The sequence below is a fragment of the Vibrio sp. SCSIO 43136 genome (assembly GCF_023716565.1).
Lineage (GTDB): Bacteria > Pseudomonadota > Gammaproteobacteria > Enterobacterales > Vibrionaceae > Vibrio.
In genome coordinates this window covers 575,319-590,822 of record NZ_CP071849.1, presented here as the reverse complement: position 1 = coordinate 590,822, position 15,504 = coordinate 575,319, and the positions used below count along the sequence as shown (strand labels likewise).

At 45.4% G+C, this 15,504-nt stretch carries 11 protein-coding genes; 8 read left to right on the top strand and 3 right to left on the bottom strand.

Annotated elements, in window-relative coordinates; translation table 11 throughout:
- Positions 1–21: 21 nt before the first annotated feature.
- Together J4N39_RS17370 and J4N39_RS17365 are read left to right on the top strand one after the other, a co-directional pair.
- On the top strand, positions 22–2,343 hold the full coding sequence (locus J4N39_RS17370) for a bifunctional diguanylate cyclase/phosphodiesterase (protein ID WP_252026245.1): 2,322 nt from the start codon (positions 22–24) through the stop codon (positions 2,341–2,343).
- 70 nt (positions 2,344–2,413) lie between these two features.
- On the top strand, positions 2,414–3,289 hold the full coding sequence (locus J4N39_RS17365) for a LysR family transcriptional regulator (protein WP_252026243.1): 876 nt from the start codon (positions 2,414–2,416) through the stop codon (positions 3,287–3,289).
- A gap of 28 nt (positions 3,290–3,317) precedes the next feature.
- Here the strand turns inward: J4N39_RS17365 and J4N39_RS17360 are convergent, their stop codons facing one another.
- Positions 3,318–4,307 carry a sugar-binding transcriptional regulator gene (locus J4N39_RS17360; protein WP_252026241.1) on the bottom strand — a complete coding sequence of 330 codons (990 nt, stop codon included), beginning with the start codon at positions 4,305–4,307 and terminating at the stop codon, positions 3,318–3,320.
- 416 nt (positions 4,308–4,723) lie between these two features.
- Between J4N39_RS17360 and tal the strand changes: the two genes are divergently transcribed.
- The 3 genes from tal to J4N39_RS17345 all read left to right on the top strand — a co-directional run bounded on the left by tal (position 4,724) and on the right by J4N39_RS17345 (position 8,898).
- On the top strand, positions 4,724–5,674 hold the full coding sequence (gene tal / locus J4N39_RS17355) for a transaldolase (RefSeq protein WP_252026239.1): 951 nt from the start codon (positions 4,724–4,726) through the stop codon (positions 5,672–5,674).
- Between the two features lie 87 nt (positions 5,675–5,761).
- On the top strand, positions 5,762–7,753 hold the full coding sequence (tkt, locus tag J4N39_RS17350; RefSeq protein ID WP_252026237.1) for a transketolase: 1,992 nt from the start codon (positions 5,762–5,764) through the stop codon (positions 7,751–7,753).
- Positions 7,754–7,905: 152 nt separating this feature from the next.
- Complete coding sequence (locus J4N39_RS17345) at positions 7,906–8,898, top strand: Gfo/Idh/MocA family protein (RefSeq protein ID WP_252026235.1); 993 nt, start codon at positions 7,906–7,908, stop codon at positions 8,896–8,898.
- Positions 8,899–8,964: 66 nt separating this feature from the next.
- Here J4N39_RS17345 and J4N39_RS17340 read toward each other — a convergent pair whose 3' ends face one another.
- Positions 8,965–10,575, bottom strand: coding sequence for a glycoside hydrolase family 32 protein (locus J4N39_RS17340; protein ID WP_252026233.1), 1,611 nt, complete (start codon positions 10,573–10,575; stop codon positions 8,965–8,967).
- A 140-nt stretch (positions 10,576–10,715) separates the two neighbouring features.
- The gene (locus J4N39_RS17335; RefSeq protein ID WP_252026231.1) at positions 10,716–11,714 is read right to left on the bottom strand and encodes a LacI family DNA-binding transcriptional regulator; all 999 of its coding nucleotides are present in this window, start codon (positions 11,712–11,714) and stop codon (positions 10,716–10,718) included.
- A 216-nt stretch (positions 11,715–11,930) separates the two neighbouring features.
- On the opposite strand from J4N39_RS17335, the gene J4N39_RS17330 reads away from it, so the two are divergent.
- The 3 genes from J4N39_RS17330 to amrB all read left to right on the top strand — a co-directional run bounded on the left by J4N39_RS17330 (position 11,931) and on the right by amrB (position 15,504).
- A complete protein-coding gene (locus tag J4N39_RS17330) occupies positions 11,931–13,367 on the top strand; it encodes a sucrose-specific PTS transporter subunit IIBC (protein WP_252026229.1) in 1,437 nt (478 codons plus the stop codon).
- 170 nt (positions 13,368–13,537) lie between these two features.
- The gene (locus J4N39_RS17325) at positions 13,538–14,632 is read left to right on the top strand and encodes a GGDEF domain-containing protein (protein ID WP_252026227.1); all 1,095 of its coding nucleotides are present in this window, start codon (positions 13,538–13,540) and stop codon (positions 14,630–14,632) included.
- A gap of 152 nt (positions 14,633–14,784) precedes the next feature.
- Complete coding sequence (gene amrB / locus J4N39_RS17320) at positions 14,785–15,504, top strand: AmmeMemoRadiSam system protein B (RefSeq protein ID WP_252026225.1); 720 nt, start codon at positions 14,785–14,787, stop codon at positions 15,502–15,504.

Sequence of the window (15,504 nt, the reverse complement as noted above, 5' to 3'; positions counted from 1 at the left end):
CGCAAGGCTAACAGGAAGTTCATGGCCCATTTCAAGAAAAACATCTGGATGTTATACCGCTTCCTAGTACTGTTTAGTACTGGGCTGTTTTTATTTACGATTTGGCAGCAGTTTTTAAATGTCGATAAGTTACACAAAGACGAGCAGTACAATGCCATTGAACTGTTTTCTAGTGGAACTCAATCATTACTTGATAACCAAGAAATGATGCTCGACATGATAGCAGAGCGCTTGTTGCTTGAAACGGACATGGCAACGTCTGCTAAAGAGCGCTGGCTGGCTAGCTTGCTTGAACTCAACAGTAACATCTCTGCCTTTGGTTTAGTGTCTCCTGAAGGCGATGTGCTTTTAACCAGCTCGAATATTGATAGTCAGTCTCAAAGCAACCTGTTAAAACAAAAACACACTAGAGATTCCTTTCTCGATGCGGTCAACAGCTACAAAATGGTGGTTGGGCGTTCTTACTACAAAAATGACTTAGACCAAGTCATGATGCCTGTTCGTAAAGCGATTCGAAATGACCATGGTGAAACGATCGCCGTGATGACCGCTGGTCTGAAGCTAGACCAATCTAGCCTATTTAATATCGATTTGCATGGCCACAACGAACAGCTTATTGGCCTACTGCGCAGCGACTACTACTACCAATATGTCACAGGAAAGGACGCCCCTGTAACCTATGCAGATCTACTCGATAGTGATGAAGTAAATGCCGTACTTGAGAATATCGCCGTCACCAATGGACTATCTCTAAAACAAGTAAAAAGCAGTAGTTCCCCTGTTACCGCTAACATGGGGTATCGGAACCAGTTCGGGCTAGAACCGACGACAACGACGGTTAAATTCTTACCAAGATATAATATGTGGGCATTTGCTCAAATTTCGCGAAGTCATATTTGGTATGAGTTTGTTGTCTCAATCATTCCTTACATTGCAGTGTTTATCGTTTTACAGGCGGTTTTCTACCTCTCGATTCGCTCGATTCATCGTAACGAGACACTTCGTGTAGAAGAGCTTTTGTATCAAGCGCATCACGACCCACTAACTGGGCTACCTAACCGCCATTTTCTGCGCGACAAACAACACCGTTGGTTTGGTGACAAGCGAGCACCCTTTACCCTGTTATACATCGACATGGACCATTACAAGCGAGTCAATGACAGTGCAGGTCATGAAACAGGTGACAAGGTTCTGAACCAAATCGCTTTGCGCATAGAAGGTGAAATCGAATCAGACATGGTATTGATTCGTGAAAGTGGTGACGAGTTTGTCGTTATTATCCCTGATGCTTATAAAGACCGCATCGAAGACTATGCTAAGAATATCCTTAGCACGTTAGCTCAGCCGTATTACGTTGATAAATTTAGCTTTATTCTCGGATGTAGCATTGGTATCACCCAATATCCAAAGCAAGGTAAAACACTCGACGAGTTATTGCGTTGTGCCGATATCGCCATGTATCAGGCCAAAGAGAAAAGAAATGCTCATGCTTTCTTTACCCCGACATTGCAGCAAGCCTATCTAAAAGAAATTCAGATTGAGCAGAAGCTTCGTCGTGCAATCGCCAAAAAAGAACTCTATTTGGCCTATCAACCACAGCTAAATAGAAAAGGTGAGCTTCACGGCGTAGAAGCCCTAGTTCGCTGGGAAGATAAAGAACTTGGGTTTGTGCCACCTGATCAATTTATTCCTATTGCTGAATCTTGTGGCATGATGCCAGAGCTTGGAGATCTGGTACTAGAGATCGCTCTCAGTGATATGAAAGGCCTACAGACCGAGTTGAATTACCGCTTCCATACCGCCATCAATATCTCGGTCAGACAAATTGTGCAACGCGACTTCCTTGAGAAGCTGCTTAAGACATTGAAAGCCACTAATTACGAGAATAACTATTTGACCTTGGAATTGACCGAGAACTTATTTATTGAGGATCTCGAATCCGTCAAACCCCTTTTCAATCAGCTCGCAGAGCTCGGTATTCGTATTTCCTTAGATGACTTTGGTACCGGGTACTCTTCTCTATCTATGTTAGGTGAACTGCCGTTCGATGAGATCAAAATCGACAAGAGCTTTATCGATGAAATCCTTACCGACGAAAAGGCGCTAAGAATGGTTCAAAACATCATCTCAATTGCCAAAAACTTTGACCGAGAAGTGGTTGCAGAGGGAGTTGAATGTGAAGGCCATGTCCACCAGTTAAGAATGTTCGATTGTGATTTGTACCAAGGTTATTACTACGCAAAACCAATGACACTGCCTCAGCTTCGGGCGGTACTATTCCAACACCTAGTACGCCAACCAAACGTTACCGATGCTCCACCTAACGCAAGACCGCAAGCTTAACGATTTACCTCACTAAATTTGGAACATATAATTATCCGTTATTGAACTTTCAATAACGGATTGTTATGCGATGCTCAACACTACTTGGCTGACCACCTACATCAAACTAGTTGAACTAGGACACTTCACTCGCACGGCGGAAGCCCTGTACATGACCCAACCAGGGGTTAGCCAGCATATTAAAAAGCTTGAACAAGCCTGTGGCTGTGATCTTTTGATCCGAGATGGCAAAGAGTTCGACCTCACCGAGCAAGGCCAAGCTGTCTATGAGTATGCCAAACAACAACAAGCTTTCGAAACTGAACTACTCTCTGGGCTAAAAGAAGATGACCCTAATAAGGGCACTTGTAAAATCGGCTGCTCGGGGGCTATGGCGCTCAAGCTCTACCCACGACTCACTCAGATCCAAGGTCAGTTTCCCGAACTTAACTTCCATATGGAAGTTGCGCCTAGCCGTAAGATATTGAGTGACATAAAGGCTGGTTTGCTTGATGTCGGTATTGTCGCAGAGCAAGTCGACTCACAACTTTTTGATGCCCAGGTGATCGGTGAGGAGACATTGTGTCTCGTGTTACCGAAAGCGTTCCGCAACCAAGACTTATCGCCAGAGACACTGACTCAACTTGGTGTTATCGATCACCCCGATTGTCGACACTATCTCGCTAAATATCTTGCCAAAAGTGTTGATGAGCCCTTTGCGGCTTTAGAAACGCAACAAGTTCCAATTCACGGCTATATCAACCAATTGCACCAAATCTTACTGCCTGTTTCTCAAGGGTTGGGTTTCACAGTACTACCACAAACCGCCGTGGAGGCATTTGATAAAATAGATGAGCTCTATATCTATCCTGCTAAATCACAACTGACAGAAACGCTGTCACTAGTGCATAAAAGACGCAGGCCACTTGCAGCAAGATTTAACCATCTTCTACGCTGCTTTAACTAAAGCCATGTAATAGGCCAGCACGGCCTAATTATTGCCCTTCTACGGCGTTCATTTGTTCGTCGAGGTTTAGCACGGTAAGCGCATTACTCACTGAGGTTGCGATAACATCAATGACGCCTGTCCTTAAAGCACCTAATAAGGCAAGTGGCTTGCTATTTTCCGCAGCAATAGCGATGACTTCAGCAATTGGGCGAAACTCTTCGATGCCCAAACCAATCACTCGGTCACTCATTACGGTATTCGCCGCCCTGCCTGAAATATCAAAAAAGTCGTAGCCGGCAAAGTCTCCAACGACTCCTTGATGTAAACGAGATTGCACCACCTCATCTGGAGTGAACCAACCAAGATCAACCATATAGCTGTTTTCACTCATGTCACCGATGCCAACCAAAGCGACATCCGCTTTACGTGCAAGATCCAATGTTTGTTTGACTGTCCCATTTTGCATAAAGGCCATCTTCTGCTCTTTGTTTTCCGCATAAGCTGGCGCATAAAGCGTTTCTGATGTACCGCCATACTTTTTCGCCAATTGGCGGCAAATGTGGTCTGCGTTAAACATACCGCCTCTTGGGTGTATTCCTCCGATACCACAGACAAACTTCACTTCTTTTGGCGTGATAACCCCAACATGGTGGGCGACAGCCGAAACATTTCTCCCCTGTCCAACGGTAACAACATTGCCATTTTTAAGGCTGCTACTGAGGTAATTAGAAACCAATCCCGCCACTTGCAATCTTTGTGCTTCTTCATCCGCTTGGTCGAGCGCCACCAGAGCACGCTTCACCCCAAAGCGTTCCACTAATCGCTGTTCAATCTGAGCGCTAAATACAGGGTGATACTTAACCGTAATTTCAACAATGCCTTCATCTCTGGCTTGCTTCAATAATCTACCAACTTTGGCACGGGAGATAGCAAACTTCTTTGAGATCTCTTCTTGAGTTGCCCCTTGTTGGTAATAAGCCACAGCGATCTCGGTAAGCAGATCGCTATTTTCGACATTGGTGTCTTGAGTATTCATTGTCGCTCTCTTCCTGACGGCATTGCTAAACCCGCTAATAGTACCTAAACAAGTGCTGCCAGTCTAAACATTTGCTCATTAGCGTTACACATGTTCACGGTTCACATACCTTGGTTTTGCATAACCAAAATGACCCGCCAAATTCACGCAAACGTTTATACCCATCAAGGCTTAGAAAAAGGTTGATAGCCGTCACTTTAAACAAAGTTTACCCTTTGCCTTTAGGCCCAATTACGTTAAACATGAGACATCATTTACTCACCAATTGAACGGATGCTCACCACATAGGTTCAGTTGGATAAAACAACTTGAGCAATTGCCCAGAATTTTTCTGGGGGATTACTACACTATCTTTACTGCTTGCACACTCCCACATGATGTCGGACCAAGCCATAGCCCAACATAGGAATTACAGAATGAGCAATAAGCTAGAACAACTACGCAAACTAACCACTGTTGTTGCAGACACCGGGGAGATCGATGCGATTAAGAAATATCAGCCAGAAGATGCAACGACCAACCCTTCGCTTATTTTGAAAGCCGCTCAAATTGAAGCTTATGCCCCTCTTATCGATCAGTCGATTGCGTACGCTAAAGGTCAAAGTGACGATAAAGCGCAGCAAGTACAAGATGCTTGTGACATGCTGGCAGTTAACATCGGTAAAGAAATCCTAACCACCATCCCTGGCCGTATTTCGACCGAAGTTGATGCCCGTCTTTCTTACGACACTGAAGGCAGCGTGGCTAAGGCTCGTCAACTGATTAAGATGTATAACGATGCTGGTATTTCTAACGACCGTATCCTTATCAAGCTAGCATCAACTTGGGAAGGTATTCGTGCCGCAGAAATCCTAGAGAAAGAAGGTATTAACTGTAACCTAACGCTTCTATTCTCATTTGCCCAAGCTCGTGCTTGTGCGGAAGCAGGCGTATTCCTAATTTCTCCATTTGTTGGCCGTATTATGGACTGGTACAAAGCGAAAGAAGGTCGTGATTTTGAAGCAGCTGAAGACCCAGGTGTGTTGTCAGTATCTAAAATCTATAACTACTACAAGCAACACGGCTATGAAACTGTCGTTATGGGTGCAAGCTTCCGTAACATCGGAGAAATTCTTGAGCTAGCGGGCTGTGACCGCCTAACTATCGCACCTGCACTACTGTCTGAGCTAGAAGAAGCTCAAGGCGAAGTGGAGGCAAAACTGGTTGCGACGGCAGACAAATCTGAGCGCCCAGAGCCTATGACTCACGCTCAATTCCTATGGGATCACAACCAAGACCCAATGGCTGTTGAAAAGCTAGCAGAAGGCATCCGTAATTTCGCTGTCGACCAAGGCAAGCTAGAAGCGATGATCGAAGCTAAGCTGTAAGTTCAGCTCGCGATAACCACTATTTAGGGTTAGAGCCTTCCGCTTTAACCCACTAATTTTTAAAAGTTCGGAAAACTGGAAACTATTATGGATCGTAAACATTTGGCGAATGCTATTCGTGCTTTGAGCATGGATGGGGTGCAACAAGCAAACTCAGGTCACCCAGGAGCACCTATGGGTATGGCAGATATTGCAGAAGTGCTTTGGCGCTCTCACCTTAACCACAACCCAAGCAACCCAGAGTGGGCTGACCGTGACCGTTTTGTACTGTCTAATGGACACGGCTCTATGCTTATCTACTCTTTGCTGCACCTAAGCGGTTACGAGCTTTCTATTGACGATCTGAAAAACTTCCGTCAATTGCACTCTAAAACGCCAGGCCACCCAGAATATGGTTACGCACCGGGCGTTGAGACCACCACTGGTCCTCTTGGTCAAGGCATCACCAACGCTGTTGGTATGGCGATGGCTGAGAAAGCGCTGGCTGCTCAGTTCAACAAACCAGATCACGACATCGTAGATCACTTCACTTATGCCTTCCTAGGAGATGGCTGTCTGATGGAAGGCATCTCGCACGAAGCCTGTTCTCTTGCAGGTACGCTTGGCCTTGGCAAACTGATCGCATTCTGGGATGACAACGGCATCTCAATTGATGGTCATGTAGAAGGCTGGTTCTCAGACGACACGCCTAAACGCTTTGAGTCATACGGCTGGCACGTTATCCCAGCGGTAGATGGACACGATCCTGAAGCAATCAACGCTGCTATCATTGCTGCGAAAGCAGACCCTCGCCCTACTCTGATTTGTACTAAAACCGTTATCGGTTTCGGTTCTCCAAACAAATCTGGTTCACACGATTGTCACGGTGCACCACTAGGTCACGAAGAAATTGCAGCAGCACGAGAGTTTTTAGGTTGGGAGCACGGTCCGTTTGAAATTCCGCAAGACGTTTATGCGCAGTGGTCAGCGAAAGAAGCTGGCGCAGAGAAGGAAGCAGCGTGGGACGAGAAGTTTGCTGCGTATGCAGCAGCTCACCCAGAACTTGCCGCAGAGTTCAAACGACGCGTAAACGGTGACCTACCAGCGCAATGGGAAGAGAAAGCAAGCCAAATCATTGCAGATCTACAAGCAAACCCAGCAAACATTGCGTCACGTAAAGCTTCTCAAAACGCATTAGAAGCCTTTGGTGAAATGCTGCCTGAGTTCATGGGCGGTTCTGCCGACCTTGCACCATCTAACCTAACGATGTGGTCGGGTTCTAAATCTCTAGAAGCGACTGATTTCTCAGGCAACTACATCCACTATGGTGTTCGTGAATTCGGTATGACAGCGATCATGAACGGTATCGCACTTCATGGTGGTTTTGTCCCTTACGGTGCAACATTCCTAATGTTCATGGAGTACGCTCGTAACGCAATGCGCATGGCTGCTCTGATGAAAGTACAGAACATCCAAGTGTACACCCACGACTCTATCGGTCTAGGTGAAGATGGCCCTACCCACCAGCCTGTTGAGCAAATTGCTTCACTTCGCGTCACACCAAACATGAGCACATGGCGTCCATGTGACCAAGTTGAATCTGCAGTTGCTTGGAAACTGGCGATTGAGCGTAAAGACGGCCCGACGGCACTGATTTTCTCCCGTCAAAACCTTGCGCAGCAAGAGCGTGACGCAGAGCAACTGGCAAATGTTGCTAAAGGTGCATACATCCTGAAAGATTGTGAAGGCAAGCCTGAGCTTATTCTTATTGCGACAGGTTCTGAAGTAGAGCTTGCAGTGAATGCAGCAGCGCAACTGACACAAGAAGGCAAAAAAGTACGTGTTGTTTCAATGCCATCAACCGATGCATTCGATAAGCAAGACGTAGAATACCGTGAGTCAGTTCTACCATCTGATGTCACTGCACGTGTTGCTATTGAAGCGGGTATTGCCGATTACTGGTACAAGTATGTTGGCTTTGATGGCCGTATCATCGGTATGACAACATTTGGCGAGTCTGCACCTGCAGGCGAGTTGTTCAAGATGTTTGGCTTTACCGTTGAGAATGTCGTAGACACTGCGAAAGAACTACTTAGCTAATAGATAAACCGTGAATAAAAGCCCCTTGAAGCAACTGTTTCAAGGGGCTTTTTTTATTTCTTACCGAGATGTGAGTTACATCGGTACGACAAAGTATATTCAGATTTACAATGGCGTGAGTTTCGTAAGCAGAATGCAATAAGGATGAATGCATGCAAGCAAAAATTCGTTGGGGGATCATCGCTCCAGGTCGTATCGCCAACCGTTTCGCACAAGGCTTTGCCGACATTGGCGATGGCTATTTGCAAGGCGTTGCTAGCCGAGATAAACGCCGAGCTGAAGAATTTGCCAATCAATATCAAATTCCCACCGTTTTTGAAGACTATCAGACGCTTATTGAAAGCCCAGAGATTGATGCCATCTACATTGCCAGTCCGCATCGCTACCACTTCGATACCGTTAAAGCCTGCCTAAACCACAAAAAGGCGGTTTTGTGTGAAAAGCCGTTAACAGTTACAGCAAAACAGAGTGAAGCACTGTTTTCCTTAGCGAATGAGCAGCAAACCTTCTTAATGGAAGCGTTATGGACTCGCTTTTTGCCTATCTGGCAGCAGGTAAAGGCATGGGTAAGCGATGGCGAAATTGGGGAATTGGTTACTCTTAATTCAAGCTTTGGTTTTAAACCGCCCAAAGATGAAACCGACCGTTTATTTAGCCTTGATCTCGCAGGCGGTGCCATGTTGGATACTGGGGTATATTGTATCGCCCTCTCCCAGTTCATTATTGAAAAAGAGCCCGTTAACGTTCATTCATCGGTCGTAGTAGGTGATACGGGTGTCGATGAGAAATGCAGTGTCCTGCTCGACTATGGCCAAATTACAAGTCAATTTACCTGTACGTTTCTCGCAGAGCTAGAGAATCGATTTGAAATCCATGGGACAGAAGGGAAAATCGTTGTCGATGGCTGTTTTTGGGATGCATCCAAAGCAACACTGAGCAAAATCAACCAAACTCCGATCACCAAACATTTACCTCAGCGAGCAAGTGGATTTGAATATCAAGTCGATGAAGTTCATCAATGTTTAATTGAAGGGCAAACCACGAGTGACAACATGAGCCCAACGGCGACTATCAACACCATGAAAGTGATGGATACTATTTTGGAGAATGCGGGAGTGAGATATCCCTTTGCGCCGAGGGATTAATCAGAGAGACACTAGAGCTATATTCATAAACAAGCGGCCAATAAACGGCCGCTTGTTAGCGATATGTTACGCCTTAAAGGGTTCGCTTGCGGGGGCTAATTTCCACAAGGTGGCATCTTTAAACTCATCTGATACAGATATGTTCGTTGCATCTGTTGGGGTGAATACTCTTGATGTCATTACGTATTCACCGTCATTGATGAACACTTCTACACTAGAGGTATCGGCTAAGATGGTAAGCTCAACTGGATGGGGTTCGAGTTTTAGTTCACGCACAGTATCCCCGTCCCTCAATAGTGTTTGGCTTCGATCTAGAAGTAAGGTGTGGGTAGACTCATCCAGTCTGATGGATAAATGGTGGTGACGGTTATCAAACAGCTTAAGTTCACTGCCCCACTCCAAAGTGATCTTAAGCTCGAAACTCTTAGTACCGACATCAAGTTGACCATCTTCGAAATGCATTTTTCCTTGGCGCAACTGCTCATAGCCAGAAAATGGACGTTGGCGAAGCTTACCCGACTCAAACGAAAGGCTACGAAGGGCCGTCAATTGATGTACCCAACCATCATCCGCACTTGGATGGTCGACTTCATCAGGTAGTCCCATCCAGCCGCTCATCACTCGCTCGCCTGACTCTGTCATTGCCGTTTGCGGCGCATAGAAATCGAAACCATGGTCTAGGTGTTCAAAACCCGAGAGTACTAGCTTTTCATCACCTACCCACACACCTTTGGCAATCCCATTATGATGGGGGATCGTATGGTACTCACTCGAGGATTCAATTCCTTGAGGGCCAATGACAACAAATTCCTGCTCGCCAAGAGTGAACATGTCTGGGCACTCCCACATGTAACCTAGATCGCCAAACTCTTGCCCCATCAATCCCATGTAGTGCCAATCTTGAAGGTCATCAGATCGGTAGATAGCTAAGCGCCCTTGTAGCCCTTCGGTTTGTGCCCCTAAAAGCATTCGGTAGTGGTCTTGATAAGGCACTATTTTGGGGTCACGAATATGCTCCGTGACGCCTTGCGGAGGCATAGCGATCACCGTGCCTTGTTTTTCAAATATAACGCCATCATTCGATGTCGCTACACATTGAGAGGTTAGCCTTTTTCTTTCTGGTCCAATACGAACATTGCCCGTGTAAAACAGCTTCAGTTCATCGCCCACACTAAGTGCATGTCCTGAAAACACACCATGACTGTCAAACCAATCACTTGGGGTTAATGCCACAGGTTGCCATGCCCAGTTAACAAGATCGGAGCTGGTCAGATGGGCCCAGTATTTATCTTTGTGCAAACACTCAAATGGAGACCACTGATAAAACAGGTGATAAATGCCATCATGCAAAATGAATCCATTGGGATCATTAAGCAGACCTTGAGGCGGTGATACATGCCAAGTTGGACGATGATTGCTCTCTACTGGAGTTGTGACACCCAAGAGCTTCTTGCGCTGGTTTGATTCGATAACACGCCCTAACGCAGCACAAACCGTTTGGTCAGGTTTCTCTTCTGCGGCAAAAGTATATTGATTTAATGCTAGGTCACACTGCTCGATAGCAAACTGACTAAGAGACAGGTCAGTAACTTCGATGGTCACTGAATCACCATCAATCAGGACTCTGGTTAGATTGTCTTCCCCACCACAAAGGGACAAAATGTGCTCTTGATTCATGTGACTGCCTTAAGTAAATATTTTCGGGAACGTTTGCAAGATAGATAATTATTGCTCAAGTTTCAAGTCAGATGTCGTTAAAAGAGGGGCATGGACAGAAAAATACCCCCCAATCGAGCAAGTCTAACTACCGGATAAACCTAACTTGATTTGCAAGTCTGCCTATCCACTTCGGTAAAGGAAAGTACGTGCTTGCTCATGATCTGCGGCTTGCCTTCTATCAACTCGAGCAATACTTTAGCAGCCATTTCTCCCGCCTTATCAAAAGGATAGTTAAAAGTAGACAACTGTGGAGAAACCACACACGCCAACTCATCATCCCCCACACCAAGCACCTTGACCTCTTTACCGACATGCTTGCCTGCTTCACTAAGACCTTGAATAGCACCTATCGCAATTCGGTCAGTTGCGCAAAACAAACCGTCTAAGTCCGGATACTGCTTGATAAGCTCAAGCACTTGCTGCTTACCCGAATCAATCGCAAACTCACCTCGACTGTGGAACAATGGCTCACCAAGTCCTGCGTGCTGCATTCCCTGCGAGAGCCCTTGATAACGGAGCTGGTCAACCGCTATGTCTTGGCTAGTTACCCCAATAAAACCAATGTTTTTGGCCCCTGCTTGTACCAGGCGCAACGCTGCTCTAAAGCCCACTCTCACATCATCATGAATGACGCTCGGTACACCAAACAAAGAACCATCTTGTCCCACAAGGACGACGGGAACACGGGACAACTTAATCGCATCTACCAGCTGAGCATCAATATGGGTCGCATACAAAATGATCCCTTCAACACGTTTTTGGTTAAATAGCTGAATAAAATCAATTTCTTTCCGATAGTCTAGTTGGCTATTTGCCAGCAAAACATGCTTCCCACAAGTCTCAAAGACATGACTCAATCCATCTATACCCTGCCCTGAGGCATTCGATGCGACCCTAGGAACAATCACACCCACCAAATTCGTTTTTTGTGACTTTAAGTCCTTTGCGACCTGATTCGGTAGATAGCCACACTCATCTATCGCCTTTCGCACCTTAACTTTTGTAGCTTCTTTTACGCCATATTCATCATTTATCACTCGGGAGACGGTCGATTTAGACACACCAGCCAACAGTGCCACGTCATGCAAACTCGCCATTACAGCGTATTCCTTGTCGATTATTGGGATTGTTTGCAATTTTATCCGCTTTTTCCTCGATAGGAAATCTCCTAAGACTGGTGATTCGCATACAAAATAAAAATAAATACCGATCAATTTCACAATATGGCCAATAAATTTTGACGAAACGAGCATCTAAGTTAAGAATCCATTTTGCAAACGTTCCCGAAAATAAAATGAGTTCTGGAGATAAACATGGATTACCCTAAAGTTGCCGCTCGCTTGCTGGAGTTACTTGGTGGCAAAGAAAACATACACGCTCTTGCACACTGTGCCACTCGCCTACGTCTTGCCCTGAAAGACGAATCATTAATCGACGAAGAAGCGATTGGTGATCTGGATGGTGTTAAAGGTCAGTTTAAGGTGGCTGGTCAATACCAAATTATATTTGGCTCAGGCATTGTTAACCAAGTTCATGCAGAAATGGCGAAGCTCACTGGTATGTCTGAAATGAGTACCAGCGAAGTTGCGTCAGCAGGCGCAGAAAAACAGAACATACTGCAACGAGCAGTAAAAGGATTGTCAGACATCTTTGTTCCAATCATCCCGGCCATTGTCGCTGGCGGTCTATTGATGGGGGTATTTAACTTACTCACTGCGCAGGGCTTGTTCATCGAAGGACAGTCACTGATAGAGGCATACCCTGGTATGGCGGATCTCGCCAACATGATCAATACTTTCGCCAATGCTCCTTTCGTTTATCTTCCTGTTTTATTGGCATTTTCGGCATCTAAGAAGTTTGGAGGCAACCCATTCTTGGGAGCGGCACTAGGCATGCTCATGGTTCACCCAGATCTGCTAAATGGTTGGGGCTTTGGCGGCGCAAGTGTGGCAGGAAGCATCCCCGTTTGGAATATTTTTGGCTTTGAGATTCAAAAAGTGGGTTACCAAGGTTCGGTTCTGCCTGTCCTTGTTTCTGCATTCATTTTGGCAAAGGTGGAAAATGGCCTACGCAAATTTGTCCCATCGGTGCTTGATAACCTGCTGACACCCATGCTTGCCATCTTCATCACTGGCTTCTTAACGTTTACTTTAGTGGGTCCATTCACTCGTGATATCGGCTTCTTGCTCGGTGATGGCTTAAATTGGCTATATGACTCTGCAGGTTTCGTTGGTGGTGCGTTATTTGGCTTCATCTATGCACCGTTCGTTATTACTGGTATGCACCACAGCTTCATCGCTATCGAAACTCAGTTGCTCGCTGACATTGCAATCACCGGCGGTACATTTATTTTCCCAATCGCTGCTATGTCTAACGTTGCTCAAGGTGCGGCTGCACTTGCTGTTGGCCTAAGTACAAAAGATACCAAACTAAAAGGCATTGCAATGCCATCTGGTGTAACTGCGCTGCTAGGTATCACTGAGCCTGCAATGTTTGGTGTTAACCTGAAACTACGCTACCCGTTCATTGCCGCAATCATTGGCGCTGCAATTTCGAGTGCATTTATCACTGTATTCAACGTAAAAGCACAGGCATTAGGTGCGGCAGGTCTTCCTGGCATCATCTCGATTCGCCCAGAGAACATCACTTATTACGTTATCGGTATGTTGCTGTCATTTGGTATCGCTTTCGCATTAACTTTTGTTTTAGGAGCAAAACAGCGTCGAGCGCTAAAACAAGCGACTGCTTAATCTTCAATTCCCCCCAAGCACTTGGTCATCAACCGGTTCTTATTGACGGCTAAGTGCTTTTTACAAACTTGCTTTAACTCATCTTTTTGATAGTTTACTCTTTTAACTTCGCACCACTTAGCCCATATTTGTCTAATATTCTTGTAAGACTTAAATAATAAAGGGCGATTGTGTCACATTCTTCTCACAGTTTTATCGCTGAAAAACTTGCTGAAGTCGTTCAAGATAGGCAACGACGACAAGACATGATGGTCAATAGTTTGACCATATTTGGACTGCTCTTTTTAAGCTTATTTAGCGTTCTCAACTACATTAACCAAAGCTATTTTCTTGCCAACCTGCTGTTGGGGTTTGTGATTTGGGGCAGCGCCAATATATTCCTATTGAGAAAGCATCGCACGGCTGGTCTCATCAGCCTTAATTTTATCCTTTACTCACTTTCTTGGCTGTTGATTTGGACAGGTGGACGTGAAGATACCGGATTACTTTGGGTTTACCCTATTATCGCCATCAGTATATTCATCATCCCATTTCGAGTAGGCATACGACTTATTCCTCTATTTTTGCTCTCAATTTCAGCCGTATTTGTGTTTGACAGTTATATGGATGTCATGCCAACCAACTATAGTCCAGCAGTAGAAGTTCGATTTGTGCTTACCTTAGCTGCATTGTGCGGTATGTGTTTGATTTTAGTTAACTTTCAGACCAAGTCCGATGAATACTTGATGCAAATGCATAAAGAAGACATTCAGTCCTTAGCGTACTTAGACTCGCTGACTCGTATTGCAAACCGATCGGCATTTTTGTCCGTTCTCTATCACAGCACAGTGAACAACAAAGCAAAGCGTTCAGCACTGGTCTATATCGACTTGGATAACTTCAAGCCTATTAACGATATCTATGGTCACGACAAAGGTGATACCGTACTGGCCGAGTTCGGACAAAAACTGAAATCTACCTGCCTAGAAGCGTACCCACAATTAGGGAAATACGATATTGCACGCATCGGGGGAGATGAATTTGCCGTGTACATATCTTCTGTTGATAGCGACCAGCAAACCATTCAACTCGTCGAATCAATCATAGACCTCTTCAAACTTGACCAAATGTCGACGTTAGAAGATATCGAACACAACTTATCCGCCAGTATCGGTATTAACTTTTACAACAGCTCCTTGCTTGAACCTGCCCAAGCGTTACGCATCGCAGATGATGCTATGTATCAAGCCAAACATGCCGGCAAAAATGACTATGTGGTGGTTTAAAACATTTATTGGCTATTCATCTCACTAAAACCTTCTCGATTTCCTATACTTATTGCCAGTATCATCAAAACAAGGGATGTTCGATGAAGGTGCGACCACCAAGTGTCGCTGGGCATTTTTACCCCAACTGCCCTGCTACACTCATAGATCAAATGAACCAATGGTTGAGCGAGCCAGCTTCAGCCATTGAAAACATTCGTGCCATTATCGTGCCTCATTCGGGTTACGATTACTCAGGTGACGTTGCGGCATGCGCCTTTCGTTATATCAAGTACAGCCCAAAGGTATATCGCAACATCATTTTGCTTGGAGCGAGCCATCATTTTCATTTTGATGGTATCGTTTTATCGGGTGCGAAAGAGTTTTCTACTCCGGTGGGTGAAGTGCCAATCGACACCGATGCGACCGGTGCGCTTTCGCTACATCCAGAAGCACATTTCGCCGACGCCGTTCATGCCCCAGAACACAGCCTGGAGCTACAACTCCCCTTCCTTCATGCCTGCTTGCCGGATGCCAGAATCATTCCAATATTGGTTGGAGAAATACAAGTCCATCGGCTAGCTCAAATCATTGAGCCTCTATGGGGCAGCGATACATTAATGGTTGTATGCAGTGACTTGAGTGAGTCATTGCGGTACCAAGAGGCAATAGGTTTTGATCAGCAAACCAAACAGATGATCGAGACCAAAACACCTGAGCTTGATGAAAAGCGAGCGCTAGGATTTACCGCCATCAATGCGTTTCTTGAGATGATAAAAGATGACAGTTTTAAGATAGAGGAACTTAAATACAGTAACTCTGGTGAACTAACAGAGCACCGCTCAAGAGTAGTAGGATATAGCAGCTTTGTTATTTACCAATCAGGCAATTGA

Bases quoted from the DNA above. Each gene is read 5' to 3' on its own strand.
- J4N39_RS17370 (WP_252026245.1), top strand. From the start codon at position 22: ATGGCCCATTTCAAGAAAAACATCTGGATGTTATACCGCTTCCTAGTA.
- J4N39_RS17365 (WP_252026243.1), top strand. From the start codon at position 2,414: ATGCTCAACACTACTTGGCTGACCACCTACATCAAACTAGTTGAACTA.
- J4N39_RS17360 (WP_252026241.1), bottom strand. From the start codon at position 4,307: ATGAATACTCAAGACACCAATGTCGAAAATAGCGATCTGCTTACCGAG.
- tal (WP_252026239.1), top strand. From the start codon at position 4,724: ATGAGCAATAAGCTAGAACAACTACGCAAACTAACCACTGTTGTTGCA.
- tkt (WP_252026237.1), top strand. From the start codon at position 5,762: ATGGATCGTAAACATTTGGCGAATGCTATTCGTGCTTTGAGCATGGAT.
- J4N39_RS17345 (WP_252026235.1), top strand. From the start codon at position 7,906: ATGCAAGCAAAAATTCGTTGGGGGATCATCGCTCCAGGTCGTATCGCC.
- J4N39_RS17340 (WP_252026233.1), bottom strand. From the start codon at position 10,575: ATGAATCAAGAGCACATTTTGTCCCTTTGTGGTGGGGAAGACAATCTA.
- J4N39_RS17335 (WP_252026231.1), bottom strand. From the start codon at position 11,714: ATGGCGAGTTTGCATGACGTGGCACTGTTGGCTGGTGTGTCTAAATCG.
- J4N39_RS17330 (WP_252026229.1), top strand. From the start codon at position 11,931: ATGGATTACCCTAAAGTTGCCGCTCGCTTGCTGGAGTTACTTGGTGGC.
- amrB (WP_252026225.1), top strand. From the start codon at position 14,785: ATGAACCAATGGTTGAGCGAGCCAGCTTCAGCCATTGAAAACATTCGT.